The sequence below is a fragment of the Spirulina subsalsa PCC 9445 genome (assembly GCF_000314005.1).
Classification (GTDB): domain Bacteria; phylum Cyanobacteriota; class Cyanobacteriia; order Cyanobacteriales; family Spirulinaceae; genus Spirulina_A; species Spirulina_A subsalsa.
Genome location: NZ_JH980292.1, coordinates 4,171,354 through 4,196,759, shown reverse-complemented (window position 1 = coordinate 4,196,759; position 25,406 = coordinate 4,171,354). Strand labels below are relative to the sequence as shown.

Sequence of the window (25,406 nt, the reverse complement as noted above, 5' to 3'; positions counted from 1 at the left end):
AGACTACCACAAACCCGGAACGGGAGCCACAGGAGGAGGAGCTACAGGAGAGGTAGGAGGCAGGGTGGTTTCACGGGGGGGAGCTTGACCGATTTCTTGCCAATATCTGTCTACAATCCCTTCAATGTCTTGGGGGTATTCCGTGCCGTAGGTATAACCAAAGTGGGCAGGATTACCACAAGCGGGGTTAGGGTTGTTTTTGCAGATGTGGCTACCCGGACGGCGAGTCATGCCCCAGCAGGCCAGGTTATAACCACGAATTGGCTCAATTTCTTCTTTTTCGCCGAAGAAGGGAGTGGTTTCGCGGAGGCTGGGGATATAGGCGGGAGGACATTCCGTGTTGGTGTACATCCAAACGGGATGATCTAATCCGTCTTCGCTATAACGTTGCGCGAAAGCGGCGGGAGCCGCGATGCCTAAGCTAATGCCGACGAGGCCGGCTAAACCTAGGGCTTTGAGAGTAAGTTGATTGAATGATGCCAACATCTTATCCTTTGTGTGTTTCAGCCTTGAATTTGAGATGTTTAATCCTTGGACACTCCCCGACCTAAAGGCACGGGGATTCTCAGTTGGTCGGGAGTCTTTTGACTTTACCCTCCTTGAGCTTGTTTACCGTGTGTCCCACGGATGTCAACCTGTCACAAACATCAGTATAGGTCAAGATTCCCAAGAGGCAACTAGCTTTAACTTATCTTTGGCTGGAATTTGTTTAGTTTTGCTAGTTGATGTGGGGGGATCGGGGGGGAGAATGGATGAGTTTTCAGCAGTTTGCCTAGGAGTTTTTCCGGGATTTTTCGGTGAATTTTTTGGGCGATCGCCTCTGGTAAGTCCTGACGGCTTATAATTCCCACCACGACTCCCCCTTGAGAGAGGACGGTAAGGCGTTCAAGGGTGGAGTCTAAGAAGCGCTCAAGAATCTCTAGGACAGGGGTTTGTTCTGACACAAAGGCTAACTCTCCAAAGGGACGAACGATTTCCTTGACCTGATGATTTGCCCACATCTCCCGCTTGATTTGGGTCAGATCCTTAATTAGGATCATGCCGTGATACTGGCCTCTGGATGCGGCAAAAAAGGGCTGGGTGGTGAAGGGATCGTTCACCACATAAACATCCACGAATTCTTGAATACTTAATTCGGCATTAATTACCCGAAATTGACGACTCATAATATCCAGGGCAACCATGGACTGAATCGTTTGTTGGAGATGCTGCCAGTGCCGATAACGCCGGATGCTGTACCACAACAGGCCACTCGCCCCTAAACCCACTAGGGCGGACAGTCCGGAAACTCCCAGACTGGGTAAGATGCTCATGGGACTGGGTAGAAGCCAACTAACCGCGAAAGCGTTTGAGATTGGGTCAAAATCTTCTCTCTCTCGACTTCGGGGCGGCTGGGCTTCCTGGCTTGCTGCACTTAACATTCCCTTCATAACCCTGTAATCCTACTGAAAATTGCCTACAGACCATTCATAATATCTCCCTAATTTGCCGGAGTTGGCGGATCGGGGAAATAAATTTATGGGGTCTGGATTGAGATGAGGGTCAGAAGAGTTAACGTCAAGAGGACAGTTGGAAAATAAAGGTGACTTTATCTTCTTTGCCGAGGGCAATGCGATCGCCTGCGCGTAAACGATGACGGTTGCCTTGCACTAGGGGATTGTGATTGACGTAGGTTCCGTTAGAACTGCCCACATCTTCCAGATAATATATACCGCCCTCTACTCGAATATCCGCATGAACCCGCGACACAATGGCCGAGTCAGGGAATCCTGACACGTCAATATCCGGGGGAACGGGGCCGCCGGGTTTGCCCAGATGAATGATGGGTAGGTTCTGGGGCAGTTCTAGGACGCTGTTGGTTTGAACATGGAGTAGACTGGCGTTTTCTACTTGCAGTTGAGTGCTAGAGGTGGCCGTTGAGGAAGGAGTAGAAGCGGGGGCAATGGCTTCCGAGACTTCCGTAGCTGGCTCCTCGGGGCTGGAGGGAAAGGGCACTTCGGGCAGGTCTGGGGTGGGTTCTAAGTCAGGAAAATCCGGTTGACCTGTTGCACCGAAGGGATCTCCGTTGCCTTGTAAACCAAAACCGCACTGACCACAAAAACTAGCATCGGTTTGTACGGTAGCCCCACATTGGGGGCAACTGGTGGTGACGGGGAGAGGGGTATAACAGGCCTCACATTGGGTTGCCCCTTCGGGGTTTTGGTGATTGCAGTTCGGACAAACAATCATAAGCGTTTATTCTATGACAAGGTTATTGAAGGACTTCAAAACAGTTCCGGCCGCTTCATCGAGTAACCACCAGAGTTCGCCTTGGGGTTGAATGAACCGACTGGGATAAGCCACCGGATCGGCTGTTTCGGCAAACACTTGCTGGAGTGCGGGTTGTTTATTGGCTCCAGCAACCATGAAGATAACACAGCGCCCTTGATTAATCAGGGGAATGGTAAAGGTCAGTCGGGGCTGACCGGATTTTTCTCCTACGGTAATTAGGCGATCGCACACCTCCAAGGCGGCCGTTTGCGGAAACAAAGAAGCCGTATGTCCATCATCTCCCATTCCCAACAAAATCAGGTCAAAAACCGGAAATTCTCCCTCAGCCGCCCCAAAAAATGCCCGTAATTCTTGTTCATGACGGCTAGCATCGGCTTGGGGATCTTGATCACTGGTGGGCATCGGGTGAATATTAGCGGCGGGAAAATTCACCCGATCTAACCACGCTTGCCGCGCCATGCCCTCATTACTATCGGGGTGAGTGGGGGGAACATAGCGCTCATCCCCCCAAAAAATATGCAGTTTTTCCCAGGGGAGATCCTCCTGGGCTAGGGCTTCATAAAGGGGTTTAGGGGTGCTACCTCCCGCCAACACCAGGCTACATTGTCCCCGTTGTGCGATCGCCTGTTTAATCTGCTCCAACACCAACCCTAACGCCCCCTTCACCAACGCCGCTTTATCCTGATACACTTTGACTCGTCTACTTCTCATAAAAATATCCCTCATCGAATCCAGCTTTTCCTAGGGTATATTCTCATTGAAACTTTCCGATCCTCATTTTCCCTTCTTCCCCAAACCTCAGAGAATCAGCCCTTGACAAAAGTCTTGTATTGTGCGTAAAAAAATATTTCAAAAAACCCAACAAATCGTTACACTTATGGGCTGACCCTTGAGAGTTAGGTTAAGATAGGCACGTCAAGGATTGGACTCCTGTGTTATAGCCCTCTTGCTGCTCCATCATTGCTCTTTGTAACTCGATAATACTGGCGATTCATTCGACCATAAAATATAGAGAGTTTGTCCAAAATTACCTTAAAGGCTCATGAATAATTCTGCCCTTTCCTCCTTGACAGCCTTGGCATTGAAAACCATTGCTGTCATTCTCATTGTCTCTTCACTGATTGATTATGTGCTGTTGGCCTATCCCCTCAATTTAACGGATACAGGATGGCAAATTGGGTTCACCAGTCAGATTGTCGATCGGGGTATTGTTCCCATGGTCGGGATTGGTTTATTAGTGGTTGCTTCTTGGATTAGTAGCGCGGTAGATGGGCAAGGCAGTCAAATTTCTTTGCTCAGTCTTAGATTTTGGGCGTTTTTGTTTGCCAGCGTAATGGGTTTAATCTTCTTGCTGCTAGTTCCTCTCCACATCAGCAACCTAGGTCAGGCGCAAGCCCAAGCCCTCAGCCAAATTACCGAAAGTGCAACAGCCGCCGAGGGTCAAATTCAAAGTCAATTTGAGCAAATCACTCAACTCCTCGAAGACGAACAACGGATTCAAGAATTGGATCAAGCGATCGCCAGTGGACAAGTCCAAGGTCAACAACTCGAACAACTACAAACCATTCGCAGTCAAATTCAAGAACTGCGCCAAAACCCTGATGCCCTACAAGCTCAGAGAGAAAGCGCCGAAACCCAACTGCGCACTCGTCGAGCAGAAGCCGAACAACAAGCCAAACAAAACGCCCTCAAATCTGGCCTCAGAATTGGCCTAAGTAGTGTTCTCCTAGCCATTGGCTACATTGTGATCGGCTGGACAGGTTTTAGAAGTCTCCTCGTAGGTGCAGGAGGGGGAATGGGAGGCAAACGCTAATCACCCTGTTGAGTTAACCCCTTAATTACACAGGTTTCTATCCGGGTTATTTGGCTTCCGGCGGTATCCTTCATCCTAAACGTTCCAGTCCGTAATGTTCTCTGTTTATATCTTGACCTACAACGAAGAAATTGAGATCGCCGAATGTATCGAGTCGGTGATCTCTCTTTCTGACGAGGTGATTGTTGTAGACTCATTCAGCAGCGATCGCACCATCGAAATTGCTCAACAATATCCCGTTCAAATCGTACAACACGCTTTTGAAAGCCACGGCAAACAGCGCACTTGGATGTTGCGGGAAGTCCCCACGCGGCATGAATGGGTCTACCTCCTCGAAGCAGACGAACGGATGACCCCACAACTCTTTGCAGAGTGTCTACAAGCCATTCAATCTCAGGAATACATCGGTTACTACGTCGCCGAACGAGTCCTATTTATGAACGCTTGGATTCGTCACTGTACTCAATATCCTCGGTATCAGATGCGTCTGTTCCGAAAAGATAAAGTCTGGTTCACTGACTACGGTCATACTGAACGAGAAGTCTGTGATGGCCCCACAGGATTCATCCAAGAAACCTATCCCCACTACACCAGTGGTAAAGGATTCAGCCGTTGGCTAGAGAAACATAATCGTTACTCCACCAACGAAGCGAAAGAAACCATCCATCAACGACAAAAAGGCACCGTCAACTGGAAAGACCTCTTCTGGGGACGTTCAGAAGTCGAAAGGCGACGCGCCCTTAAAGACCTCTCCGTGCGTCTTCCCTTTCGCCCCCTCGTGCGCTTTCTGTATATGTACTTCCTCCTCGGTGGGATTTGGGATGGCAAGCCGGGATTTACTTGGTGTGTTCTCCAAGCCTTTTATGAATATCTCATCGTTCTCAAAGTCTGGGAAATGGAGAATCCCATTGAACGAGAGATTCCCATTCACTCCCCCCCCTCTTTTCCCCCCCTTCCAAAGGGGGGATAAGTCTGTTGAATGGGCTAGGGGAATAAGTCCCTTGAAAAGAGTCTTGGAACAATGGGATGTAGATAGAGAAAATTTGATCAAAAAAAGAAGGTTTTTCTTGACTAAAATCCTTGACTTTGTTATTATATTTAGTATAATGGGAATATTTTTGATTTAAAAACTTAACTACAGATTTCTATTATCTAAATAATAACATAAAAAGTCAAGATAATCAAGAAAACTCAAAAATTTATGTTCACCGGAATTATTCAAGCTCAAGGTATTTTAGAACCTTATGGAAACGATCAATTTGCCATTACCTTAGAAGGTGCGACCTCCTCCTCCTTAGTTGCAGACTTTGAGTTAGGGGATAGCGTAGCGGTAGATGGGATTTGTTTAACCATTGAAACCATCTTAGGACAAGGCTTTATCGCCACCGCTTCCCCCGAAACCTTACAACGAACCAGCCTAGGCCAACGCTGCCAAGAGAGGACTCCAGTGAACATTGAAACCGCCTTGCGGGTGGGGAGTAAATTGGGGGGGCATTTTGTCTCAGGTCATGTGGATGGGGTGGGGTGTTTAGTCGAAGCCCTACCCCAAGAAACCGCTTGGCAGATTAAGTTTGCTCCAGTAGCGGAATTAGGGGAACAGTGGCAGCGTTTTATTGCCCCTTATCTCGTCTCTAAAGGCAGTATAGCGGTGAATGGGATTAGTTTAACCATTGCCGACTGTGACCCCCAAGGACAATGGTTTACGGCGGCTGTGATTCCCCATACTTACGCAGAAACCAACCTCTCCGTTTTAGAACCGGGTGCTTGGGTCAATTTAGAGGGGGATATTTTAGGTAAATATGTAGCCAAATTATTAGGCTATCCCCAGGGTAGAAACGGGAGAGCAGCAGAAGGGATTAGTCTAGAGTTTTTGAGCGAACACGGTTATCTTGATTGATGCTCGTGTGCTGAATAAGTCTGAGAGTCGGGAGTCGGGAGTCGGGAATCGGGAGTCGGGAGTCGGGAATAGTTAATAATTATCAACTCCCCCTCTCCCCTGCTCCCCTGCTCCCTTATTCCCCGTTCCCTAGCCCAATTATTCAGTAGACCCAATTAGTCTAGGAGTCTGGAGCGAACACGATTATCTATAGCCGCCAGACCATCTAAGGCGTTGATATCGCCAATAGTGTCGATGGGGTCAATCATGTCATCTAAAGGACTGACCAGTAAGCCATGTATCGCCTCGTCATAGATAGCATTGCTCTCTGTCATGTCCTCTAGATCAGTCTCTAGTTCCTCCGAGGTGCTGGGGGGACGATTTTGGGGGTCTACAAGGAACATAATCCCGCTATTGAGAACCCGTTGCCCCAGAGTTTCCCCATTCAAGAGGGGGTAGTTGAGACTGGCATTCAGGGAGTCTAGATCAGTTTGAGCGGTATCCATTTCCCCTAACATTTGCGCCATTGCATATTCCAGATGGGGGCCGGCATCCACGGGAATCCATTCATTGCCGATGAGGTGCCGCCATTCAAAGTGAAGGTGGGGGCCGGTGGATTGTCCAGTGCTACCGACTAGGCCAATCACTTCCCCTTGCTCAATCCATTGTCCGGGACTGACAAAGATTTGGGAGAGGTGAGCATAACGGGATTCTTGGCTGCCTTGTTCGTGGCGTAGGATGACCATTAAACCATAACCTCCGGCGTTCCCGGCTAGGGCGACTTCTCCATGATAGGCGGCAAGGACGGGGGTTCCTTGGGGGGCTGGGATGTCGGTTCCGGCATGGAGTCGCCAAGTGCCATGAATGGGATGGATTCGCCACCCGAAGGCGGAACCGATGCGGGCGGGGATGGAGAGGGGGAAGAGGAGGGAGGTGTTGCCGTTGTTGGGGTAAGCGCGGGGATAGTTGAGGGTGGAGCGGTTATAGGGGCTGTTTTGACCGCCGGGCATGGGAATGCCGGAGGGGGTAACGACTTGCACCCGACTACTGCGGGGGGAGGGGTTGGCGCTAATTTGTTGACGTACTCGATCGGGGAGTTGGGAGAGGGAGACGGGATTAGAGGGTGCGATCGCCCTTGTGGAAGCAATAGCCGCCGCTTCACGGGCAGACGGGGGCAGATCCCGACTCAGGGAACGAGGAATCACCACCTGTTGACGGGGGGCGCTGGTGTTGCCCCCACTGGCGGTTTGGGTGTTGCGTTCCGGTGCTGCCCCACAGCGCGCACTGGTTAACTGTCCATTCCGAACAACGGTACTGCACCCAGTCCCCCGTTCACTCAGGACGACGTTAGGACGCTGTTGGGCGCGAGGTTGGGGCGCGCCATAGCTGGCAGTATCAACTAGGGTATTGGTTTCCCCTCCGGCCTGCATGGTGGGGTTTTGACCATTGGGTAAACGGAGTTGACTGGGACTGTCGATTAGATTACTGGGAATCTCCACGACGGGGGTTTCCGGGGGTTGGGAACTGGCGCTCGGGCGGGGACTGGGGCGGGTGTTATTCACCACTGGGGGCGCACTAGGAGCGGGATTGGGACGGGTGTTATTCACCACTGGGGGCGCGCTAGGGGCGGGATTGGGACGGGCGGCCGGGGGCGCACTGGGGGCAGGACTGGGGCGGGTATTTGTCACCACAGGAGGCGCACTAGGAGCGGGATTGGGGCGGGCGACGGGGGCGGGGTTGGGAGCGGGTTTGGGCTGGGCGACGGGGGCCGGGGCGGGGCTGGGTTTGTTGACTTGAGGGGCGGGAGTTGGGGCGGTTTTCTGGGGTTTGGGAATATTGGGGGCGGATTGGGCAGGGGCTGAAGGGGGAGATACGGGGATAGCATCTACAAAGGTATCGGTTTGTGCTGCCACAAAGCCACTGCTGAGGAGGGTTAACCCTCCCAGAACACCCGCACCCCGGGTGAAGAGGGAATGACGCAAGAGGAATTGATAGGGATTGAAGGCGGATTTACGATTGGGGTTCATGATTCTCCTCACAACACAAGACATTCAAGGCAATTCGGACGGGTTTACATTGGGCAGATCGTAGCCCAAACTGATTGTACCGAGTGGGCAACGGATTTCACTGCTGGCTCCGGGGGATTTTAAACGGATGCGTAGTTCTCCTTGCTTGTTCACGCCTAGGATGGTTCCAGGACTCCCGTTTATCTTTACTTCTTGGTTTAAATGAATCAGTAAAGCTTCATAAGCTTGAAGGAGGGGAGCGCACCCTTGATGAGCATAGAAGTCATAGCCTTTTAAAATCCCAGAGGTGGTCAAGGCGGCTAGTTGTTCCAAATGACTAATATAACGTTTTCCTTGCCGTTGAAAAAATGTCTCTAGAGAAATACCGGGGAAGGGGGGCTGATTTTGCCAGTTGATGCCTACTCCAACCACTATATGAGGGCAAGAACTGCGGGTTTCTAGTTTAATTCCCCCTAGTTTGTATCCTTGGAGGATTAAATCATTGGGCCATTTCAAGCGGACGGGAATTTCTACCTGTTGTAGGGTGGTGGCAATGCCCCAAGCGCTGGCAAAGGTGAGGAGGGGGGAAAGCTGTTCTGGGGTGATGGTTAATCCCAAGGAGAGATAGAGGCCACCGGGGGAGGATTGCCACTGTCGCCCCCATTGTCCGCGTCCGGCCGTTTGTTGTTGTGCGATCGCCATTACCGGAACCGATTCCCCTGCACTCAGCAATTCCCACACTTGATCATTAGTTGACGGGAGGCAGTCAAAGGGATGAATCGCTATCTGGGGGAGGGGAAAAGACCCAGAGAGGGTTTGGAGTTCTTGCCGGATTAAATCTGGATTCAGCACAATGGTTAAGGATCCGTTTTCAGGACATCCGGGGGAGAGCAGAAAAAACACCGAACTCAGGGGGACTGAACCACTCGCTGATAAAAGGTTTCAAGACCTCGGACACATTGGGGATCTTCATAAAGGCGATCGCAACAGTCCCCCATTTTAGCCCGCACCTGTTCCCGCCACCGCTCATTCTGCCCCAATTTGACCGCAATTTCAATATATTCTGCCTCATCTTGGGCAATCGTTTCCTCGACCCCGATCATTTTTAAGAAACTATCCGTATGACGACCTCGCATAAATTCCCCCGGACAAGTCACCACAGGTAAATGACAAGCAATGGCCTCTAAACTGGTATTACCTCCTGACCAGCTTAAGGTGTCTAAATACACATCCGAGAGTAAATTAATCATCAGATAATCTAACCGCTCAGGAATCGTGCGAAATACACAATATTCTCGGTAATCTAACCCCATCTCTGCAAAAGCCGCTTTTAAGCGCGGTTTTAATAACGTTCCCCGCAAAAACAAAAACTGAGCATCAGGAACTTGTGCCGCAATAGCAGGCAAAATATAATCATATTGGGGTAAATATTTCACCGGAGCCTGACAACATAAATAAAGGGTTCGTTTCTCGGAAAGTTGATAATCTGCCCGCTTTTTCATGAGCGGGGGAACAGTCGGTTTTGGGTAAGCGACCCCAATATTAGGTAAGCGCACTAACTGTTCAGAATAATGTTCTTCCGCCCCTTCCCCTTCCATTAACTCACTCGATAAAAAGTAATCCACCGTCGGTAAACCTGTAGTTACAGGATGTCCCCACGCCGTACATTGTACCGGAGCTAGTCGCAAACCTGCCATAGTAAAAGTCGGGGCATCCATCCCTAATTCTGGAAACACCAGAATATGTAAATTATCTTGTCTAATCTGTTGACAAACGGCTTCTAAGTCGTTCGGAATTTGATAAAAATAATCACTATATTGTTTAAATTTTTCCGTTACTTCGTCAGGAGTATTACTGGTATAGTAACAGTAAACTTCAAAGCGAGAACGATCCTGTTGTTTGAGCCAACCCATAAGCCATAATGTGCCGCTATAGGAATGTAAATAAGCCGAAGCATAGCCGACCCTAATTTTCTCTCCGGCTGCCAGAGGAGGCCTGGTTAAAGGGTGACTCCACTGGGGAAAGTTAGCCTGAACAATTTTCTGGACTAACTGACCATATTTGATCTGTAAATCCCGATCATTTTTGCCCTGAAAACTCAAATAAAAATTAGTCAGTGAACAAATCCCTTTTAAGGCAATTTTGCGCTCTTCTGGCCTATCAAGTTGGGTCTGTTCCAGCAAAGTATCTAGCCCTTGGCTAAAGCGTTCTCGGTAGAAGTCAATCTCTTGGGTAGTATGATAAAGAGCGGGGACAATTAAATGCTTTAATAGTCGAAATGTGTAATCATGGGGTAGCTTGTCAATGGCGTTTTGTACCCAAGGCAGGGCTTGTTCAACCTTACCCCTTCTGCGCAGATCACTAATGAGTAAAAAATAGAGATGTCCCGCTTCTGGATAATCGGTTACTCCCCGCTCAATAGTAGCAATTAAAGAGTCAAGCTTGTCCAAACATCTATAACATTCCGCTAAGTTCCAGTAGAGGGTTTCTGAGCCAATGTTATCCTTTAAATACTGTTGATATTGTTCACTAGCTCCCTGCCATTTTTGTTCTCGAAATAACCGATCCCCCGCCAAGAGAAAAATTTCCTCCGTGGGAATGGTTTCTAGTGCCGTTAAGGTTAGGGTAGGATGTTGAAAAAATAGGGGATGGTAGTCAGAACCAGAACCTTGTATACATAGCTGAATTTTATCAATGAGGTCTGGATGTTCTGAAACAACAATAGATTCTAAGAGGGCAATTTCTAGATGAGGAGAAACCTCTAGATCCTCCTTCATTAAAAGATTTAGCACTACCCCAGAGAGGAGTAAGTGAATTTCTTCTGAGGTGTAGTGGGTGCTATCAATCCAAAGGGTGATAGGATAGCGATGGTGACGGGAGGAAAGAACCCGAATTATTGCTTGTAATTCTGTGTTTAGAGTGGTTTCATCTTGAGTCCAGTCTAAAGCTGTTAAAAGATTAATTACGCTGACAGGTGACATGGTATTAATTGAGATGATTGATCCGTAACTCAAAACTAGGAATAATGGGAAAATTTCTAGGGTTTAGGATTCAATATTCGGTTATCTTTTGTCTGTATTCAAAGCAGGATAGACCATGAAAAAGTCGAAAATTTCTATTATTATTCCCGTTTTTAATGAAGCGCTCACCATCACCCAAACCCTCAAAATCCTGACTTCCCAAGGAGATCCCTATAACCCCCCAGAAATTATTGTAGTCGATGGGGGGAGTGAGGATGAAACCGTTTCCCTAGCCCAAGGGGAAGGAGTGACGGTTCTCTCTTCTCCCCCCGGAAAGGCCGCTCAAATGAATACAGGGGCGGCTTATGCCTCGGGAGAGGTTTTGCTGTTTCTCCACGCCGACACGCGCCTTCCAGAGCAATATCAGAGCTTAATTGAGGGGGTACTGCACCCCCCAGTTATTGCGGGGGCGTTTGATTTAGGGATTGATGGGGAGGATCCGTTATTGCGTTGGGTGGAAAAATTGGTTAAAGTGCGATCGCGCTGGTGTTCTTTACCCTATGGAGATCAGGCTATTTTCATTAAGGCCTCGACGTTTCACGAGTTGGGAGGGTTTCCCCCCTTGCCCATTATGGAGGATTTTGCATTAGTGCGTCAACTGAGAAAGCGGGGTACTATCCACATTATCCCTACCCCAGTCATAACCTCCGCCCGTCGTTGGGAAAAATTAGGCATTCTCAAAACCACTTGGATTAATCAAGGGGTAATCATGGGCTATTTTCTGGGGGTATCTCCTCACCGTTTAGCCCGTTGGTATCGGGGGAATCGGGAGTCGGGAGTCGGGAGTCGGGAATCGGGAGTCGGGAGTCGGGAGTCGGGAGTCGGGAATAGAGAATAGGTGATAGGGAATAATTATCAATTCTCCCCTGCTCCCCCTATTCCCTGTTCCCTGTTCCCCGTTCCCTGTTCCCTACCCCCACGAGTAGAGTTATTCAGCAAGCCCTAATGATCAATTCTCAATTTTCCCGATTTTCTTATTAATCACCCGTCGTAAGGCTCCATTAATAAACCTTGCCCCTTCTTCGTCAGAATAGCGCTTGGCAATTTCCACCGCCTCGTTAATGGCAATGCGATCCGGTACTTCCAAATAGAGAATTTCAGCCACTGCAATTTCTAAAATTTGTTGATCCACTTGGGGTAAGCGGTTCACTTGCCAATCGACAAGAGAGTTGTTGAGCATTTGATCAATCTCCGCTTGACGACGCTTGACGGTGCCGATTAATTCAATGGCGTATTCCCGCACTTCCTGCTGATTGGCGAGGTGAATCACTTCGGGTAAGTCCACCACATAACCGAGACGATTGATAGCGGTTTGAGTGAGTTCTAGGGCTTCCTCAACCATAGCTTTAGCACTATTGACATCCACTGCCCGAGTTTGGCTGGTTAAAAGGCGATCGCTCCCTCGTTTAGCTTCGGCGGCGGCTGTTTCCAAAACCTCCCGCACTTCCGCCGTCAGAGTGCGAATCGCAGCTAACACCAAATCATTCAACCGTTGTTGAGTGAGTTTTTCTGGGTTGCCACTGACTTGGCTTAACCCTAACAGAGCGAGTTCCCGGGCAATTCGTCGCGGTTGTTGGCGGACAGGCATTGTTCGTAAAGAGGGTTTGATTGAGCTTAATTCTCGTTTTCCAGAGTTTCTAAGGTTAACACTTTTCGGGACTCTTCGTTCAGGTCAGGGCGACTGGCTTCAACCGGAACTTTCTCGCGGGATTTCTGAGATTTTTCCAGAGACAGGGGGATAGAATTGGATGCCAGAGGAGGCACATTGGGACTAACTATGCCGCCAGAAATTAGCACTTTAAAAGCGTCTTCAATAGAAATAGCTAAGTTAATCACATCGGTTTCCGGGACAATGGCATACCATCCCGAAGTGGGGTTAGGGGTGGTGGGGATGAAAATACTTAACATGGGTTGCGAGAGATGGGATTGTAGAGCATTGCTGACGGTTCCGGTGACGAAACCAATACTCCACACCCCTTGACGAGGATATTCCACCATCACCACGCGGCGGAATTTACTCTTAGAGTCTCGAAACAGGGTTTCTAGGATTTGTTGCAGGGTTTTGTAGACTGAACCCGCTAGGGGAATGGCTTGTAAAATCCGTTCTCCAAAGTCCAGTAACCAACGCCCAGCAATATTACGAGCCATCAACCCAATCAGCAAGATACAGCCCAAGGGCACCGCTAGTCCAACCACAAGGTTTAAACTGCTGGCCAGTAGGGGATGAAGACCTTGAAAGGGGTTGAGTTGTTTGGGAATTTCCGTGAGAAAACTCACCACCCAACGAGCGATAGTAATGGTTAACCAGATGGTGGTGGCTAGGGGAATGACCACTAGAAGGCCTGCAATAAGGTCATTCTTTAAGTCTTGCTTTAATCGTTGGAACACAGAATACCCACTCTCCTTTTGCTGCTCTAATCTGTTTGATCGCTCAGGATTGATTACCGTTGTTTCTCTTCAGTCTAGCAAGACTAGACCTTTCATCCAACTTTGCAGGAGATATTGATCCGCTAAATAACTGTCCCCCGCCTTGGACGGGGGCGGGGGAGCAGGGGAGCAGGGGAGGGGAATACAGGCTTATCAAGCCATGACGGAGGCTTGAGGTTTGGCGAAAATCATGCGTCCGGCGGAGGTTTGTAGGGCAGAAGTCACCATCACGCGGATTTCTTCGCCGACGTGGGTATTGCCTTCTTCTACGACAACCATTGTGCCATCTTCGAGATAACCTACTCCTTGTTGGGGTTCTTTGCCGAGTTTGAGGATTTTTAATTCTAAAGTGTCGCCGGGTAAGTAAATAGGACGAATGGCTTGGGCGAGGTCGTTAATATTTAACACCGGAACCCGTTGCAAGTTAGCCACTTTGCTTAAGTTGTAGTCATTGGTGAGCAAAATTCCGTTAATTTCTTGGGCAAAACGGACTAATTTTGCATCGACTGTATTAATTTCTTCGTATTCCTCGGGATTAATGACTAAGCGTTCCGGGTAGGCGTTTTGCATCCGGTTGAGGATATCTAATCCCCGTCGGCCTCGACTCCGTTTTTGGTCGTTGGCGGCATCGGCCAGCAGTTGTAATTCTTGTAGGACAAATTGAGGGACTAAAATTTGTCCTTCGATAAATCCTGTATCGAGTAATTCTTCTACTCGCCCATCAATAATGCAACTGGTGTCTAAAATCTTGGTGGTGGCGGGTTTAAGGGTGCCTTCTGCCACTAACATACTTTCAATGCTGTTCGGGTTGATGAGACGGAGGAAGGTGCGGCCGTGGGTGTCGGCTAAACTCACCCCAAAGAAGGAGAACATGACACTGGCTAAGACGGCCATCATGGGTTTCACAAAGGCGAATTCATGGGGGATGGGGAGGAGGAAAATGGGGGCTAACATGAGGTTGGCTAACAACAAGCCCAGAATCCAACCGACGGCGCGGGTGAGGATGATTTCAATGGAGAGTTTGCGGACGCGGGCTTCTAGGCGGCGATAGGTGGTTTGGGCGGTTAAACCCAAGGCTAACCCGATGATGGCGGCGAAGGCACTGGCAATCAGGCGGACGGCTTCTAGGTTGGTGACTTGAACGAGAACGTCGGGGGGGAGGAGGTCTACTGCACCGAAGCCAACCCCGGCGGCAGCAATCACAAAGAGGGCAATAATAACGGCATCAAGCATGATAGGAGTTGAATAGAATGGGTCTGGGATAATGGGGTTTACCGGGTCAAGGACGATTTGAATGGGTTGGTTATTTTCATTATACGTTGTGGGTTAAGAGTTGATGTTGTTCAGGAGGGGGAGATAGTGGGGGAAAGGGTTACTGCGGCTTATGTTCATATTCCCTTTTGTCGTCGCCGTTGTTTTTATTGTGATTTCCCGATTTCGGTTTTGGGCGATCGCATCCGAGGAGAGGCTTCTGGCTCTATTGTGGAGTATATCGAGGTTTTGGGGCGAGAAATTGCCCTCACGCAGCCCACAGCCCCCTTAGAAACCATCTTTTTGGGTGGGGGGACTCCTTCCCTTTTGGCTCCCTCTCAGGTGGGGCAAATTCTGGAGGCTTTGGCGGCACAGTTTGGCATCAGGGAGGGGGCGGAAATTTCTCTGGAAATTGATCCCGATACGTTTACTTTAGAACAGGTGCAGGGGTATCAGGCGCTGGGGGTGAATCGCTTTAGTTTGGGGGTGCAGGCGTTTCAAGATGAATTATTACACAAGGCCGGGCGATCGCACTGCTGCGAGGATATTTTCCGGGCGGTAGAGGACTTAAGACAAGGGGGAATCGTTAATTTTAGTTTAGATTTAATCTCCGGTTTACCCGGACAAACCTTGACCCAGTGGGAAGAATCCCTCAAGCAGGCCATTGCTTTAAAACCGACTCATCTTTCCTGTTATGACTTAGTATTAGAACCCGTAACGGCCTTTGGTAAGCAGTATGAAGCGGGACAAAAGCCCCTCCCCAGTGATGAAATGACCGCCCAAATGTACCGCAGGGCGCGAGATTGGCTGACTTCAGCCGGATTTGAACATTACGAAATCTCAAATTATGCCCAAAAGGGTTGGCAATGCCGCCATAATCGAGTGTACTGGGAGAATCGCTCTTATTTTGGCTTTGGCATGGGGGCGGCCAGTTATGTGGAGGGCCGACGATTGACCCGGCCGCGCACCCGTCGGGAGTATTATGATTGGGTGGAGGGCTTAAGTCTGGGCAGGGGGGGAACTGAGGGGGATGTGATTTCTGAGTGCGATCGCCTTCTAGAAACCCTCATGTTAGGATTAAGACTCAGCGAAGGGGTAAACCTAGCCCACTTTAGCCCAGATATTACCCAGAAAATTCTGACGGGTGTAGAACCCTATATTCAACAAGGCTGGGTTATTTATTCCCCTCATTCTACACAGTTACAACTCACCGATCCCGATGGTTTTTTGTTTTCTAATACCATCTTGTCTGATTTGTTTAATTTATTTTCTTAAGACCCATTATTACTTAAAAACTTAGTAGGTAATGCTGTCTGACATTGAACAAGAAATTTTAGAACTCCATGAGCAGAATTACACCCCCCGAGAAATCGCCAGTTTTTTGGGGGTGCGGATTTCACAAGTTCGCGGTGTGATCCGCTCTAATGGTGGCTATCAGGTGTTAAGGGTTGTCCATGAGGGAGATTTACCTCCGGTTTCGAGTTGTTTGGTTAATGAAAATTGCGCGAAACATTTATTAGATGCCACGTTAAAGGATGACGAAATTTTAAGTAGTTTGGCTCTGGTTTTGGTGACACGCTTCAATGGCTATGATAAGTTTTTAGTCTGTAGTTACTTGGTGGATTACTTCTGTTTAGGGGTGAAAGATACAATGGAAGTCCGCAAATTAGATAAAAGTCGTTATGATTATTTTGTGGCTCATTCCTACGCTTCTTTTCCCGATGGCTACCGAGAAATTAGCCTGAGTGAAGCCCAAGGAATTGTTTATGGGTCGGTCGAGTATGCGCAACGGTTAGGGTTTTCTCCTCCGGGGGAGTTTGCGGAGACTCAAAAGCATTTGGGAGAATGGGATGGGGCGTTAAAATTACAATTCGGTTGTGAAGGAAAACCCCTCTATATTAATGGCCCCTATGATAATCCTCGTCAGGTGATTAAGACCTTAGAAAGTACCGTAGGACGAGGGAATTTTGATTATATTTTGGGCATTGGTTAGGTTAGAGATAGGGAATAGTGCATTCAAAACTTTTGCTTTTTGCTTCTTGTCTCTTGCCTCTTCCCCAGCCCTCAGCTTGCGCTAAACTATAGAACAAAAGAACGCTGACATCATTATGACTCAAGGGATCTCTAAAATTGATCTGCCTCCTGCTTTCCCGGATCATACCCAACTGCCAGAGTCTGACGGAACCTTTGTGAAAAACTTTCAAGAACATCCCCAAAGTATCATCCTCACCGACTCCCTCACCCCAATTCTCCAACAACGCCATCCCGATGGATACTATGCGATTGGTCAGGATTGCGGTATCTATTGGCGAGAAACTGATCCTCCTGAACAGGGAGCCGAAGCACCAGACTGGTTTTATGTGCCGAATGTCCCCCCCTTACTCAATGGTCAGATTCGCCGTTCCTATGTCCTGTGGCGAGAATTTATCACTCCCCTGATTGCCTTAGAATTTGCTAGTGGAGATGGATCGGTTGAGCGCGATCGCACTCCTTTGGTACAAAGCAATCCCCGCACTCGACCGGGTAAGTTTTGGGTGTATGAAAACATCCTGCGCATTCCCTACTATGGAATCTTTTTAGTCGTGACAGGAACCCTCGAAATGTATCATCTGGTTAACGGATTTTATGAACCGCTTCCCCCTAATGAACGCGGTCATTATCCGATTAATCCCTTGGGGGTAGAGTTAGGCGTTTGGCAAGGTAACTATCAAAATCAAGCTCAACGTTGGTTAAGGTGGTGGGATAGGGACGGGAATTTGTTGTTAACTGGGAGGGAAGAGGCCGAACAGGAACGACAACGGACTCAAGAAGCCGAACAGCGCGCCCAAGAGAGTGAACAAGCCCGTTTAAATGCGATCGCCCAGTTACAACAATTTGGCTTAAATGCTGAACAAATTGCCCAAGCCTTGAGTTTACCCCTCGAACAAGTGCAAAATAGATTCACTGACTGACCCAAATTCTCTAATCTGTGGACATCTGGCAAACCCTACAAACCCAATTACAAAAAACTTGGGGGTATTCTGACTTTAGACCACTCCAACGGGATATTATCGACTGTTTGTTAACGGGACAAGATGCCTTGATTCTCTTGCCTACGGGGGGCGGGAAATCCTTGTGTTTTCAACTTCCGGCACTGTTGCAACAGGGCTTAACCCTTGTGATTTCGCCCTTGGTGGCTTTAATGGAAAATCAAGTGCAGGAATTACGCGATCGCCAACTCCCGGCCGCCTCCTACCACAGCGAAACCCCGAAATGGCTCAAAAAGCGCACCCTGCACCAACTGGAACGGCAAACCCTACGGCTGTTATACCTCTCCCCAGAAACCCTCTTGAGTCCTGCCCTTTGGGAACGTTTAATCCAACCTCACATCCGAATTAACGGGCTAATTTTAGATGAAGCCCATTGTTTAGTTCAGTGGGGAGAAACCTTTCGTCCAGCCTATCGCCGTTTAGGCACCGTGCGCCCTGCTTTATTAAACCATAAACCCCCCGGAACCGCGATCCCCATTGCAGCCTTTACCGCAACAGCCAATCCCCAAGGGAAAAACACCATTTGTCAGGTGTTACAACTGCGCCAACCTCGTTTATTTACTCAAAGTCCCTATCGTGGCAATTTGTCCCTACAAGTGCAGAATGTCTGGACTCCCCGCGGCCGAAAACAGCGAATGTTAAAGTTTGTCCAACAACAGGGAAACAGTAGCGGTTTAGTCTATGTGCGTTCTCGTCAGGACAGCGAAACCCTCAGCCAGTGGTTCACAGCCCAAGGTTATCCAACCCTATCCTATCATGGGGGCTATGGGGCGCAAGAGCGACGGGAGATTGAGCAGCAGTGGTTAGGGGGGAAAGTCCCTATTGTCGTCTGTACTTCCGCTTTTGGCATGGGGATTAATAAACCCGATGTGCGCTGGGTGGTACACTTTAGCCCTCCTTTATTGTTGACGGAATACTTGCAGGAAGTGGGACGGGGGGGACGAGATGGGAAGATGAGTTATACTTTAACCTTGGTGAGTGATCGCACGGGATGGTTAAATCCAGAAGATCAACAGCGCGATCGCTTTTTTCACAACAACCTCCGCCAACAATACCGCCAAGCCCAGCAGGTTATGCAGAAACTGCCCCCAGAAGGGGATTTAACCCAGCTAGACGGCTTAAAAGGGGGAGCAATGGCCTTATCCTTGCTCCATAGTGCCAAGTTACTGGTCTGGTTAGATCCTTTTCATTTCCAAGTGAAACCGGGCAATGTGCAACAGGCGTTAGATCGGAGTTATCAACAGCAGCAGGAATATTATCAAGAACTGCGTGGTTATTTCCGCACCTCCCAATGTCGTTGGCAGTTTCTCATGGCAGCTTTTGGTTTTCAGCCCGATACAGCCTTTCGTTGTGGTCATTGTGATAATTGTTTGAGTGCAAAATGAACCTGAAATAGGGCAAAAATTACCATTTGTACCCATTTGTAGGTTGGGTGAAACGAAGTGTAACCCAACCGTTTGGACTCTAATTTTAGGGGGGAATGTTGGGGTGCGCTGTCGCTCCACCCAACCTACGGGAAGGGTTGGGAAGAGTGCAACAAAAAACGACCCCCTCAAAAGGAGGAGGCCGTTTTTTTATGGGGGGAAAACCCCCCTTTAAACCCTAGTAATCGAAGTCACCACCGCCGGGGCCTGCGGAAGCTTTTTCTTTTTCCGGTTTGTCCACCACAATACATTCTGTGGTTAGAACCATCCCGGCAATAGAAGCGGCATTTTGCAGAGCGCTGCGGGTCACTTTAGCGGGGTCAACAATACCTGCGGCTAACATATCGGTAAACTCGCCGTTAGCGGCATTGTAGCCTACGTTAAAGTCTTTTTCTTTCACTCGTTCGGCAATCACAGCGCCGTTTTGTCCGGCGTTTTCTGCAATGCGTTTCAGAGGAGCAGTTAAAGCACGAGCTACAATTAACGCACCCGTTAACTCTTCATTTTGTAGGCTGTCGTTTGCCCAGGTTTCTAAACCGGGGGCGAGGTGCGCTAAGGTTGTACCACCACCGGGGACGATACCCTCTTCAACGGCCGCTTTAGTGGCGTTGATGGCATCTTCTAAGCGCAGTTTTTTGTCCTTCATTTCGGTTTCAGTGGCGGCACCCACTTTGACCACAGCAACACCACCGCTCAGTTTAGCGAGACGTTCCTGTAATTTTTCTTTGTCGTAGGAGGATTCGGTTTCGTCAACTTGACGGCGAATTTGCTCACAACGGGCTTTAACGGCGGCTTCGTTGCCTTCGGCTACAATGGTGGTGTTGTCTTTGGTCAAGGTCATGCGACGAGCGCCACCGAGCATTTCCAGCTTGGTGTTTTCCAGTTTCAGGCCAGCGTCTTCAGTGATGACTTGACCACCTGTGAGAACGGCGATATCTTCTAACATTTGTTTGCGGCGATCGCCAAATCCGGGCGCTTTAACGGCCGCAACGTTCAGAACACCGCGCAGACGGTTCACCACTAAGGTAGCTAAGGCTTCTTTTTCGATATCTTCGGCGATAATCACCAAAGGACGACCAGAACGCGCTACTTGTTCAAGGACGGGAACTAAGTCTTGAACGAGGGTGATTTTTTTGTCGGTGATTAAGATGTAGGGTTCATCTAACACCGCTTCCATCCGTTCGGTATCGGTGACGAAGTAGGGGGAAATGTAGCCTTTGTCAAAGCGCATCCCTTCGGTGATTTCCAGTTCAGTGGTCATGGATTTGCCTTCTTCGAGGGAAATCACGCCCTCTTTACCGACTTTATCCATAGCACTGGCGATCATTTGACCCACTTCTTCATCATTCCCGGCGGAAATAGAACCGACTTGGGCGATCGCTTTGGAATCTTCAACGGGTTTCGCGTGTTCGGCAATTTTACCCACTAAATATTCAACGGCCTTATCAACCCCGCGTTTAATGGCGATGGGGTTTGCACCAGCGGCCACGTTGCGTAATCCTTCTTTAACCATTGCATGGGCTAAAACCGTTGCGGTGGTGGTTCCATCCCCAGCGACATCATTGGTTTTAGAAGCGGCTTGACGAATCAAGGAAACGCCAGTATTCTCGATGTGATCTTCCAGTTCGATTTCTTTAGCAATGGTGACCCCATCGTTTACGATTTGGGGTGCGCCAAATTTCTTTTCTAGGACAACATTACGGCCTTTGGGTCCTAGGGTAACGGCAACGGCTTCAGCCAGTAGGTCGATGCCTCGTTCTAATGCACGGCGCGCTTCATCGTTGTAAATGATTGTCTTAGCCATAGTTCGGTGTCTTCTAGATTACTTAAGGAATCGATATTGAATGATTCGATGAACGACGGGATTTAACGGTCAATCCAATCTATTCAGAGATGGAAGCGAGAATGTCTTTTTCGGAGAGCAGAACATAGTCGTCGCCACCTAGTTTGATGTCGGTGCCTGCATATTTGGAGTACAGAACTTTATCTCCGACTTTCACTTCTAGGGCGGTGCGGTTGCCGTTGTTGTCTACTTTTCCGGGGCCTACTGCAACCACTTCACCCACTTGGGGTTTTTCTTTTGCGGTGTCGGGCAGTAAAATGCCACCTGCGGTTTTCTCTTCGCTGGGGCTGATTTTCACGAAAACGCGATCGCCCAAAGGATTAACAGTAGAGACGTTAATTGTTAGTGCTGCCATGCAAAACCTCCAAATGTTTGAGTTGTCAGGATTGAGCGCCATCCGGCAGTGAATTTAGCACTCTCACCTTCCGAGTGCTAATCTAGCGAAAGTCGGTGTCTAATAGCAACTCCTCAAGGTGTACGGTTTCCCGAACTCCAAGGGGGGAGTTGGGAGTTGGGAGTTGGGAGTCGGGAGTCGGGAGTCGGGGAGCAGGGGAGCAGGGGAGAGAGGGGGAATTAAGACTTATTACCCCTATTCCTTATTACCCCTATTCCCTATTCCCTATTCCCTATTCCTTATTCCCTGTTCCCTGTTCCCTGTTCCCTAATCTAAAAACCTTCCTTTATTTCACCCGATCAAATCCATAAACTTCTCGAATGTGACTATTAAAAAACTGCCCTACCGAAGGAGTAGTTTTCATCTCTTGATAGACGGTTTCCGGCACATCATTGTATTTGTAGACACTGCCATTATTAAACTCGATTTGCAGGATTTTTTTTTCCTCATCATAATCAAATCCCTTCACGGCCGCACTGGTGGTTTTTAACAAGGGGAAGGCAATCACATCCCGAATGCTGGGAGCATCGGTTAATAACATGACCAACCGATCAATACCAATTCCTAAACCTCCGGTTGGGGGCATTCCATACTCTAACGCGGCTAAAAAGTCCTCATCTACCCCCTGCGCTTCTAAGTCTCCCGCCGCTTTTTTCGCCGCTTGTAATTCTAAACGTTCCCGTTGATCAATGGGATCTGTTAATTCGGAAAAACTATTGGCGGTTTCTCGTCCCACAATGAACAATTCAAACCGTTCAACTAACCCCGCTTTAGAGCGATGGGGCTTGGTTAAGGGGGAAATTTCTTTGGGATAATCGAGAATAAAGGTAGGCTGAATCAACGTCGCTTCTACTTTCTGCTCGAAGGCTTCATTCAATAATTTACCCAGGGTTTGACAATCATCAGGAACTTCAATTCCGGCCTGTTGTGCGGCTGTTTTGGCACTGGCAAAATCACTCAAGGTATTAAAATCTAAACCTGTCACCTCTTGGACAATTTCCTGCATGGTGACTCGTCGCCAAGGGGGAGTTAAATCAATGGTTTCCCCTTGGTAGTTCAGGGTTAATGTTCCTAAAACCTCTTGGGCGGCATAGGTAATTAAGTTTTCAGTTAAAGCCATCATGTCGTGATAATCGGCATAGGCTTGATAAATTTCAATGGAGGTAAATTCGGGATTATGTTTGGTGGAAACTCCTTCATTGCGGAAAATTCGCCCCAGTTCAAAGACTTTTTCAAAGCCTCCCACAATGAGACGTTTTAAATGGAGTTCTGTGGCAATACGCAGATACAAGTCCATTTGCAGGGTATTGTGGTAGGTAATAAAGGGACGTGCTTCTGCTCCTCCGGCTTCACTCTGTAAAACGGGGGTTTCAATTTCAATGAAATCTCGTTGGTCTAAGTAGCGACGAATGGCGGCGGTAATTTTCGCCCGACGACGGAAGGTTTCTCGCACATCGGGGTTAACAATGAGGTCTACATAACGCTGACGATAGCGTTTTTCTGTGTCGGTTAAACCATGCCATTTATCGGGTAAGGGCAACAGGGATTTAGTTAACATGGTGTAGTCCTGCACATAAATGGAAAGTTCCCCTTTTTCTGTGCGTTTAATGGTTCCTGTTACGCCGATAATATCCCCTACGTCGGTGAGTTTTTTCAGTAGGTTGAAGGCCTGGGGAAGATCGGGCATCTGGCTATCAATGCGCTTTTTATCAAGGTAGAGTTGAATCACGCCGCTTTCATCTTGCAGGGTGAAAAAGGCGAGTTTGCCAAACACCCGACGGGCTAAAATTCGTCCGGCGATCGAAACTTTTTCCTCAACCTCTTCCCCATTGCCGAGATCACTATAGCTGGCTTGTAGTTGTGCCGCTTGATGGGTGGACTCCCAACGATAAGCGTAGGGGTTTAATCCCTCTTGTTTGAGTTGTTCAACTTTTTCTAAGCGTGTGGCGCGGATTTCTTCTAAGGTTGAGGTGTTAGGGGTTACACTGGGGGCTGTAGCGTTTTGAGCGGGTTGGGAAGATGGTTTGGCAGACATGGAATTTTTTCAATCAAAGGGTTTTGTCAAGTGAATAGCAACAAAAAAGGGACTTATTTCCTTGGGATTAGAGGAAAAATATATAGCAACCCTAAATAGGTTGTCGTAGAGGGAATTTATGAATTTTTCCTAGGATGTGGGTTAAATTCCCCGAAATTTTACAACTTAAAGAGGATGGCTATGGCTGTCTTCGTTCAGTTTAAACGTCCCCGCTTTGAACTGTTCTTATTATAACAAATGTTTGCCCAAAATTGTTGGTAATCTTAGGTGTTTAATTCCCTATTTCTCGCGATGGTTATTAATGCTGTGAAAAAAGTTTGTAGCGGGACTTGACAACTAATTCAAAAAAGTATAGAATTTTGTTTATAATATTTTCCAAGCTGGGCGAGTTGTAGCCAATCTCCTTTTTCTTAACAAAACTTAACTAAACCAGTCAACCCTAGAACCGTTTTCTAGTAACTCTTTAAGTCGGGTATTGGGTTGTAGGAGAGGGGTATAACGAGGGCGCGAAGGACATCGATTGGAAAGAGTTCCGGTACTTTTTTTAGCGTGTTTTGACTCTTTTTGATGAGTCCTTCTGAACTATGAAAACCTTCTATCAAGCAGGGGATTGTATTCTCAATCCTGAAACCGGGTGTCGTTATGAAGTGTTAGCATTACTGGGACGGGGGAGTTTTGGTCAGACTTATCTGGCGAAGAAACTAGCACCGAGACTAGAACAAGATCCCTCACGGCAACAGGTTGCCATTAAGGTAGTATCCTTGAAGCAGATGGGGGACTGGAAGGGACTAGAACTGTGGGAACGGGAGGTTCAGACTCTGGCGCAGTTAGAGCATCCGGGGATTCCCTGCTACTTAGATTATTTCCAACAGGACACAGCAGGCGATCGCCTTTTTTACCTCGTGCAGGAACGAGTCAAGGGTAAATCTTTAGCCCAGTGGGTTGAACAAGGCTGGCGCCCTTCAGAAAAAGCCATTAAATGGATTGCCCAAGAAGCCCTGAAAATCCTCGAATATTTGCATAGTTTCCACCCCCCTATTTTGCACCGAGACATCAAACCCGAGAATCTTATTTTAGATCGTTCTGGGAAAGTATCCCTGATTGATTTTGGGGCTGTGCAAACAGTGTATCGTGAGGCAGATAGTGTCGTTAAGACCTTTGTCGGGACATTAGGTTATATACCCCCAGAACAATATCAGGGCAAAAGTTATCCCACCTCAGACCTTTACAGCTTAGGAGCTACGTTGGTTTTCTTGATTACGGGGCGATCGCCGGACAATTTACCCCACAAGGGGTTTAAACTTAATTTTCGCCCCTACACCAACCTTTCCCCCCACCTTACCCACTGGTTAGAAACCCTCCTTGAACCAGCGCGAGAAGACCGTTTTAAAAGTGCCACAGATGCGCGAATCATCCTACAACAAGAGGCGAAAATCGCTCAATCCGTGACCGTTAGTCCTCCTCCTTCATGGAGTCAGATTCAAGTTAAAAAAACCGCCGATTCTTTAGAAATTCTTTGTCCTCCTGTGGGTTTGAATGGAGAAAGTTTACCCATTCTAATTGCTGGAATCTTAGGCGGAGTTATTCTTCCCTTAATCGCTTTTCTAGACGAGCAGAATATTGGGCAAGCTATTGTCTATAGTTTATTGGCTTGGACTGTTTGTTTCTGTTTGGGTCTTTTATTCGCCTTTTGGGGGAGTATTGAAATCCTCATCAATTCCCAAGAGTTTTGGGTAGAATGGCGGTTTGCTAATTTTGTTCTCAAGTCATTACACGGGAAGACCGCCAATCTGGACAAGGTAGAAGTTGATGTCCATACTAACTCCAAAGGGGGAGAAACAAGGACCTGCGCTCTTTGGGAAAAGGGACAAGTGACAAAATTCGGTAAATTGTTTGAAGACGAAGAAAATGAATGGGTCGTTCAACAGATTAACCAGTTTTTAGAAGAACAGAAAAAGTGCCGGTAAATTCGCCCACAACCCTAGCACAAAAAAACTCCAAGGTCTTGGGCGCTTTT

At 48.2% G+C, this 25,406-nt stretch carries 22 protein-coding genes; 9 read left to right on the top strand and 13 right to left on the bottom strand.

Annotated features, from left to right (window positions below; translation table 11 throughout):
* Window positions 1-3 precede the first annotated feature (3 nt).
* The 4 genes from SPI9445_RS0119185 to pgl all read right to left on the bottom strand — a co-directional run bounded on the left by SPI9445_RS0119185 (window position 4) and on the right by pgl (window position 2,982).
* On the bottom strand, window positions 4-486 hold the full coding sequence (locus tag SPI9445_RS0119185; protein WP_017306401.1) for a hypothetical protein: 483 nt from the start codon (window positions 484-486) through the stop codon (window positions 4-6).
* A gap of 197 nt (window positions 487-683) precedes the next feature.
* Window positions 684-1,313: a CBS domain-containing protein gene (locus tag SPI9445_RS0119180; protein WP_164674559.1), complete on the bottom strand. Its 630-nt coding sequence runs from the start codon at window positions 1,311-1,313 to the stop codon at window positions 684-686.
* Between the two features lie 244 nt (window positions 1,314-1,557).
* Window positions 1,558-2,229, bottom strand: a complete 672-nt coding sequence (locus SPI9445_RS0119175) for an FHA domain-containing protein (protein WP_017306399.1) — start codon at window positions 2,227-2,229, stop codon at window positions 1,558-1,560.
* Between the two features lie 6 nt (window positions 2,230-2,235).
* Entirely contained in the window at window positions 2,236-2,982 is a 747-nt protein-coding gene (pgl, locus tag SPI9445_RS0119170; protein WP_033375125.1) for a 6-phosphogluconolactonase, read from the bottom strand.
* 331 nt (window positions 2,983-3,313) lie between these two features.
* Between pgl and hpsJ-B the strand changes: the two genes are divergently transcribed.
* From hpsJ-B to ribE, 3 genes are all read left to right on the top strand, one after another.
* Window positions 3,314-4,084 carry a hormogonium polysaccharide biosynthesis protein HpsJ gene (hpsJ-B, locus tag SPI9445_RS0119165; protein ID WP_017306397.1) on the top strand — a complete coding sequence of 257 codons (771 nt, stop codon included), beginning with the start codon at window positions 3,314-3,316 and terminating at the stop codon, window positions 4,082-4,084.
* 94 nt (window positions 4,085-4,178) lie between these two features.
* On the top strand, window positions 4,179-5,054 hold the full coding sequence (locus SPI9445_RS0119160) for a glycosyltransferase family 2 protein (RefSeq protein WP_017306396.1): 876 nt from the start codon (window positions 4,179-4,181) through the stop codon (window positions 5,052-5,054).
* Window positions 5,055-5,285: 231 nt separating this feature from the next.
* Window positions 5,286-5,981, top strand: coding sequence for a riboflavin synthase (gene ribE / locus SPI9445_RS0119155; RefSeq protein ID WP_017306395.1), 696 nt, complete (start codon window positions 5,286-5,288; stop codon window positions 5,979-5,981).
* A 155-nt stretch (window positions 5,982-6,136) separates the two neighbouring features.
* Here the strand turns inward: ribE and SPI9445_RS31725 are convergent, their stop codons facing one another.
* Genes SPI9445_RS31725 through SPI9445_RS0119140 form a run of 3 tightly spaced genes read right to left on the bottom strand, consistent with a single transcriptional unit; the run spans window position 6,137 to window position 10,947 of the window.
* On the bottom strand, window positions 6,137-7,987 hold the full coding sequence (locus SPI9445_RS31725) for a M23 family metallopeptidase (RefSeq protein ID WP_017306394.1): 1,851 nt from the start codon (window positions 7,985-7,987) through the stop codon (window positions 6,137-6,139).
* 24 nt (window positions 7,988-8,011) lie between these two features.
* Window positions 8,012-8,818 (bottom strand): biotin--[acetyl-CoA-carboxylase] ligase, encoded by an 807-nt coding sequence (locus SPI9445_RS0119145; protein WP_202803732.1) that lies wholly within the window; start codon window positions 8,816-8,818, stop codon window positions 8,012-8,014.
* 56 nt (window positions 8,819-8,874) lie between these two features.
* Complete coding sequence (locus SPI9445_RS0119140; protein ID WP_017306392.1) at window positions 8,875-10,947, bottom strand: O-linked N-acetylglucosamine transferase, SPINDLY family protein; 2,073 nt, start codon at window positions 10,945-10,947, stop codon at window positions 8,875-8,877.
* 115 nt (window positions 10,948-11,062) lie between these two features.
* Here SPI9445_RS0119140 and SPI9445_RS0119135 point away from each other — a divergent pair, with 115 nt between their 5' ends.
* Window positions 11,063-11,824, top strand: coding sequence for a TIGR04283 family arsenosugar biosynthesis glycosyltransferase (locus SPI9445_RS0119135; RefSeq protein WP_017306391.1), 762 nt, complete (start codon window positions 11,063-11,065; stop codon window positions 11,822-11,824).
* A 111-nt stretch (window positions 11,825-11,935) separates the two neighbouring features.
* On the opposite strand, the gene nusB is transcribed toward SPI9445_RS0119135, so the two are convergent.
* The 3 genes from nusB to SPI9445_RS0119120 all read right to left on the bottom strand — a co-directional run bounded on the left by nusB (window position 11,936) and on the right by SPI9445_RS0119120 (window position 14,646).
* Window positions 11,936-12,574 (bottom strand): transcription antitermination factor NusB, encoded by a 639-nt coding sequence (gene nusB, locus SPI9445_RS0119130; protein WP_017306390.1) that lies wholly within the window; start codon window positions 12,572-12,574, stop codon window positions 11,936-11,938.
* Between the two features lie 26 nt (window positions 12,575-12,600).
* Window positions 12,601-13,374 (bottom strand): DUF502 domain-containing protein, encoded by a 774-nt coding sequence (locus tag SPI9445_RS0119125; RefSeq protein WP_017306389.1) that lies wholly within the window; start codon window positions 13,372-13,374, stop codon window positions 12,601-12,603.
* Between the two features lie 192 nt (window positions 13,375-13,566).
* The gene (locus tag SPI9445_RS0119120) at window positions 13,567-14,646 is read right to left on the bottom strand and encodes a PIN/TRAM domain-containing protein (protein ID WP_017306388.1); all 1,080 of its coding nucleotides are present in this window, start codon (window positions 14,644-14,646) and stop codon (window positions 13,567-13,569) included.
* Between the two features lie 126 nt (window positions 14,647-14,772).
* Here SPI9445_RS0119120 and hemW point away from each other — a divergent pair, with 126 nt between their 5' ends.
* From hemW to SPI9445_RS0119100, 4 genes are all read left to right on the top strand, one after another.
* A complete protein-coding gene (gene hemW / locus SPI9445_RS0119115) occupies window positions 14,773-15,939 on the top strand; it encodes a radical SAM family heme chaperone HemW (protein WP_017306387.1) in 1,167 nt (388 codons plus the stop codon).
* 31 nt (window positions 15,940-15,970) lie between these two features.
* Complete coding sequence (locus SPI9445_RS0119110) at window positions 15,971-16,657, top strand: helix-turn-helix transcriptional regulator (RefSeq protein WP_017306386.1); 687 nt, start codon at window positions 15,971-15,973, stop codon at window positions 16,655-16,657.
* 115 nt (window positions 16,658-16,772) lie between these two features.
* Complete coding sequence (locus SPI9445_RS0119105; protein ID WP_017306385.1) at window positions 16,773-17,615, top strand: Uma2 family endonuclease; 843 nt, start codon at window positions 16,773-16,775, stop codon at window positions 17,613-17,615.
* 17 nt (window positions 17,616-17,632) lie between these two features.
* The gene (locus SPI9445_RS0119100) at window positions 17,633-19,078 is read left to right on the top strand and encodes a RecQ family ATP-dependent DNA helicase (RefSeq protein ID WP_017306384.1); all 1,446 of its coding nucleotides are present in this window, start codon (window positions 17,633-17,635) and stop codon (window positions 19,076-19,078) included.
* 217 nt (window positions 19,079-19,295) lie between these two features.
* Here the strand turns inward: SPI9445_RS0119100 and groL are convergent, their stop codons facing one another.
* The 3 genes from groL to lysS all read right to left on the bottom strand — a co-directional run bounded on the left by groL (window position 19,296) and on the right by lysS (window position 23,389).
* Window positions 19,296-20,921, bottom strand: coding sequence for a chaperonin GroEL (groL, locus tag SPI9445_RS0119090; protein WP_017306382.1), 1,626 nt, complete (start codon window positions 20,919-20,921; stop codon window positions 19,296-19,298).
* A 79-nt stretch (window positions 20,922-21,000) separates the two neighbouring features.
* Window positions 21,001-21,315, bottom strand: a complete 315-nt coding sequence (gene groES / locus SPI9445_RS0119085; RefSeq protein ID WP_026079937.1) for a co-chaperone GroES — start codon at window positions 21,313-21,315, stop codon at window positions 21,001-21,003.
* 325 nt (window positions 21,316-21,640) lie between these two features.
* Window positions 21,641-23,389, bottom strand: coding sequence for a lysine--tRNA ligase (gene lysS, locus SPI9445_RS0119080; protein ID WP_017306380.1), 1,749 nt, complete (start codon window positions 23,387-23,389; stop codon window positions 21,641-21,643).
* Window positions 23,390-23,973: 584 nt separating this feature from the next.
* On the opposite strand from lysS, the gene SPI9445_RS0119075 reads away from it, so the two are divergent.
* Complete coding sequence (locus SPI9445_RS0119075) at window positions 23,974-25,356, top strand: serine/threonine protein kinase (RefSeq protein ID WP_017306379.1); 1,383 nt, start codon at window positions 23,974-23,976, stop codon at window positions 25,354-25,356.
* Window positions 25,357-25,406: the final 50 nt, after the last annotated feature.

Coding starts and splice junctions, on each gene's coding strand:
- SPI9445_RS0119185 (WP_017306401.1), bottom strand. CDS start 486: ATGTTGGCATCATTCAATCAACTTACTCTCAAAGCCCTAGGTTTAGCC.
- SPI9445_RS0119180 (WP_164674559.1), bottom strand. CDS start 1,313: ATGAGCATCTTACCCAGTCTGGGAGTTTCCGGACTGTCCGCCCTAGTG.
- SPI9445_RS0119175 (WP_017306399.1), bottom strand. CDS start 2,229: ATGATTGTTTGTCCGAACTGCAATCACCAAAACCCCGAAGGGGCAACC.
- pgl (WP_033375125.1), bottom strand. CDS start 2,982: ATGAGAAGTAGACGAGTCAAAGTGTATCAGGATAAAGCGGCGTTGGTG.
- hpsJ-B (WP_017306397.1), top strand. CDS start 3,314: ATGAATAATTCTGCCCTTTCCTCCTTGACAGCCTTGGCATTGAAAACC.
- SPI9445_RS0119160 (WP_017306396.1), top strand. CDS start 4,179: ATGTTCTCTGTTTATATCTTGACCTACAACGAAGAAATTGAGATCGCC.
- ribE (WP_017306395.1), top strand. CDS start 5,286: ATGTTCACCGGAATTATTCAAGCTCAAGGTATTTTAGAACCTTATGGA.
- SPI9445_RS31725 (WP_017306394.1), bottom strand. CDS start 7,987: ATGAACCCCAATCGTAAATCCGCCTTCAATCCCTATCAATTCCTCTTG.
- SPI9445_RS0119140 (WP_017306392.1), bottom strand. CDS start 10,947: ATGTCACCTGTCAGCGTAATTAATCTTTTAACAGCTTTAGACTGGACT.
- SPI9445_RS0119135 (WP_017306391.1), top strand. CDS start 11,063: ATGAAAAAGTCGAAAATTTCTATTATTATTCCCGTTTTTAATGAAGCG.
- nusB (WP_017306390.1), bottom strand. CDS start 12,574: ATGCCTGTCCGCCAACAACCGCGACGAATTGCCCGGGAACTCGCTCTG.
- SPI9445_RS0119120 (WP_017306388.1), bottom strand. CDS start 14,646: ATGCTTGATGCCGTTATTATTGCCCTCTTTGTGATTGCTGCCGCCGGG.
- SPI9445_RS0119110 (WP_017306386.1), top strand. CDS start 15,971: ATGCTGTCTGACATTGAACAAGAAATTTTAGAACTCCATGAGCAGAAT.
- SPI9445_RS0119105 (WP_017306385.1), top strand. CDS start 16,773: ATGACTCAAGGGATCTCTAAAATTGATCTGCCTCCTGCTTTCCCGGAT.
- groL (WP_017306382.1), bottom strand. CDS start 20,921: ATGGCTAAGACAATCATTTACAACGATGAAGCGCGCCGTGCATTAGAA.
- groES (WP_026079937.1), bottom strand. CDS start 21,315: ATGGCAGCACTAACAATTAACGTCTCTACTGTTAATCCTTTGGGCGAT.
- lysS (WP_017306380.1), bottom strand. CDS start 23,389: ATGTCTGCCAAACCATCTTCCCAACCCGCTCAAAACGCTACAGCCCCC.
- SPI9445_RS0119075 (WP_017306379.1), top strand. CDS start 23,974: ATGAAAACCTTCTATCAAGCAGGGGATTGTATTCTCAATCCTGAAACC.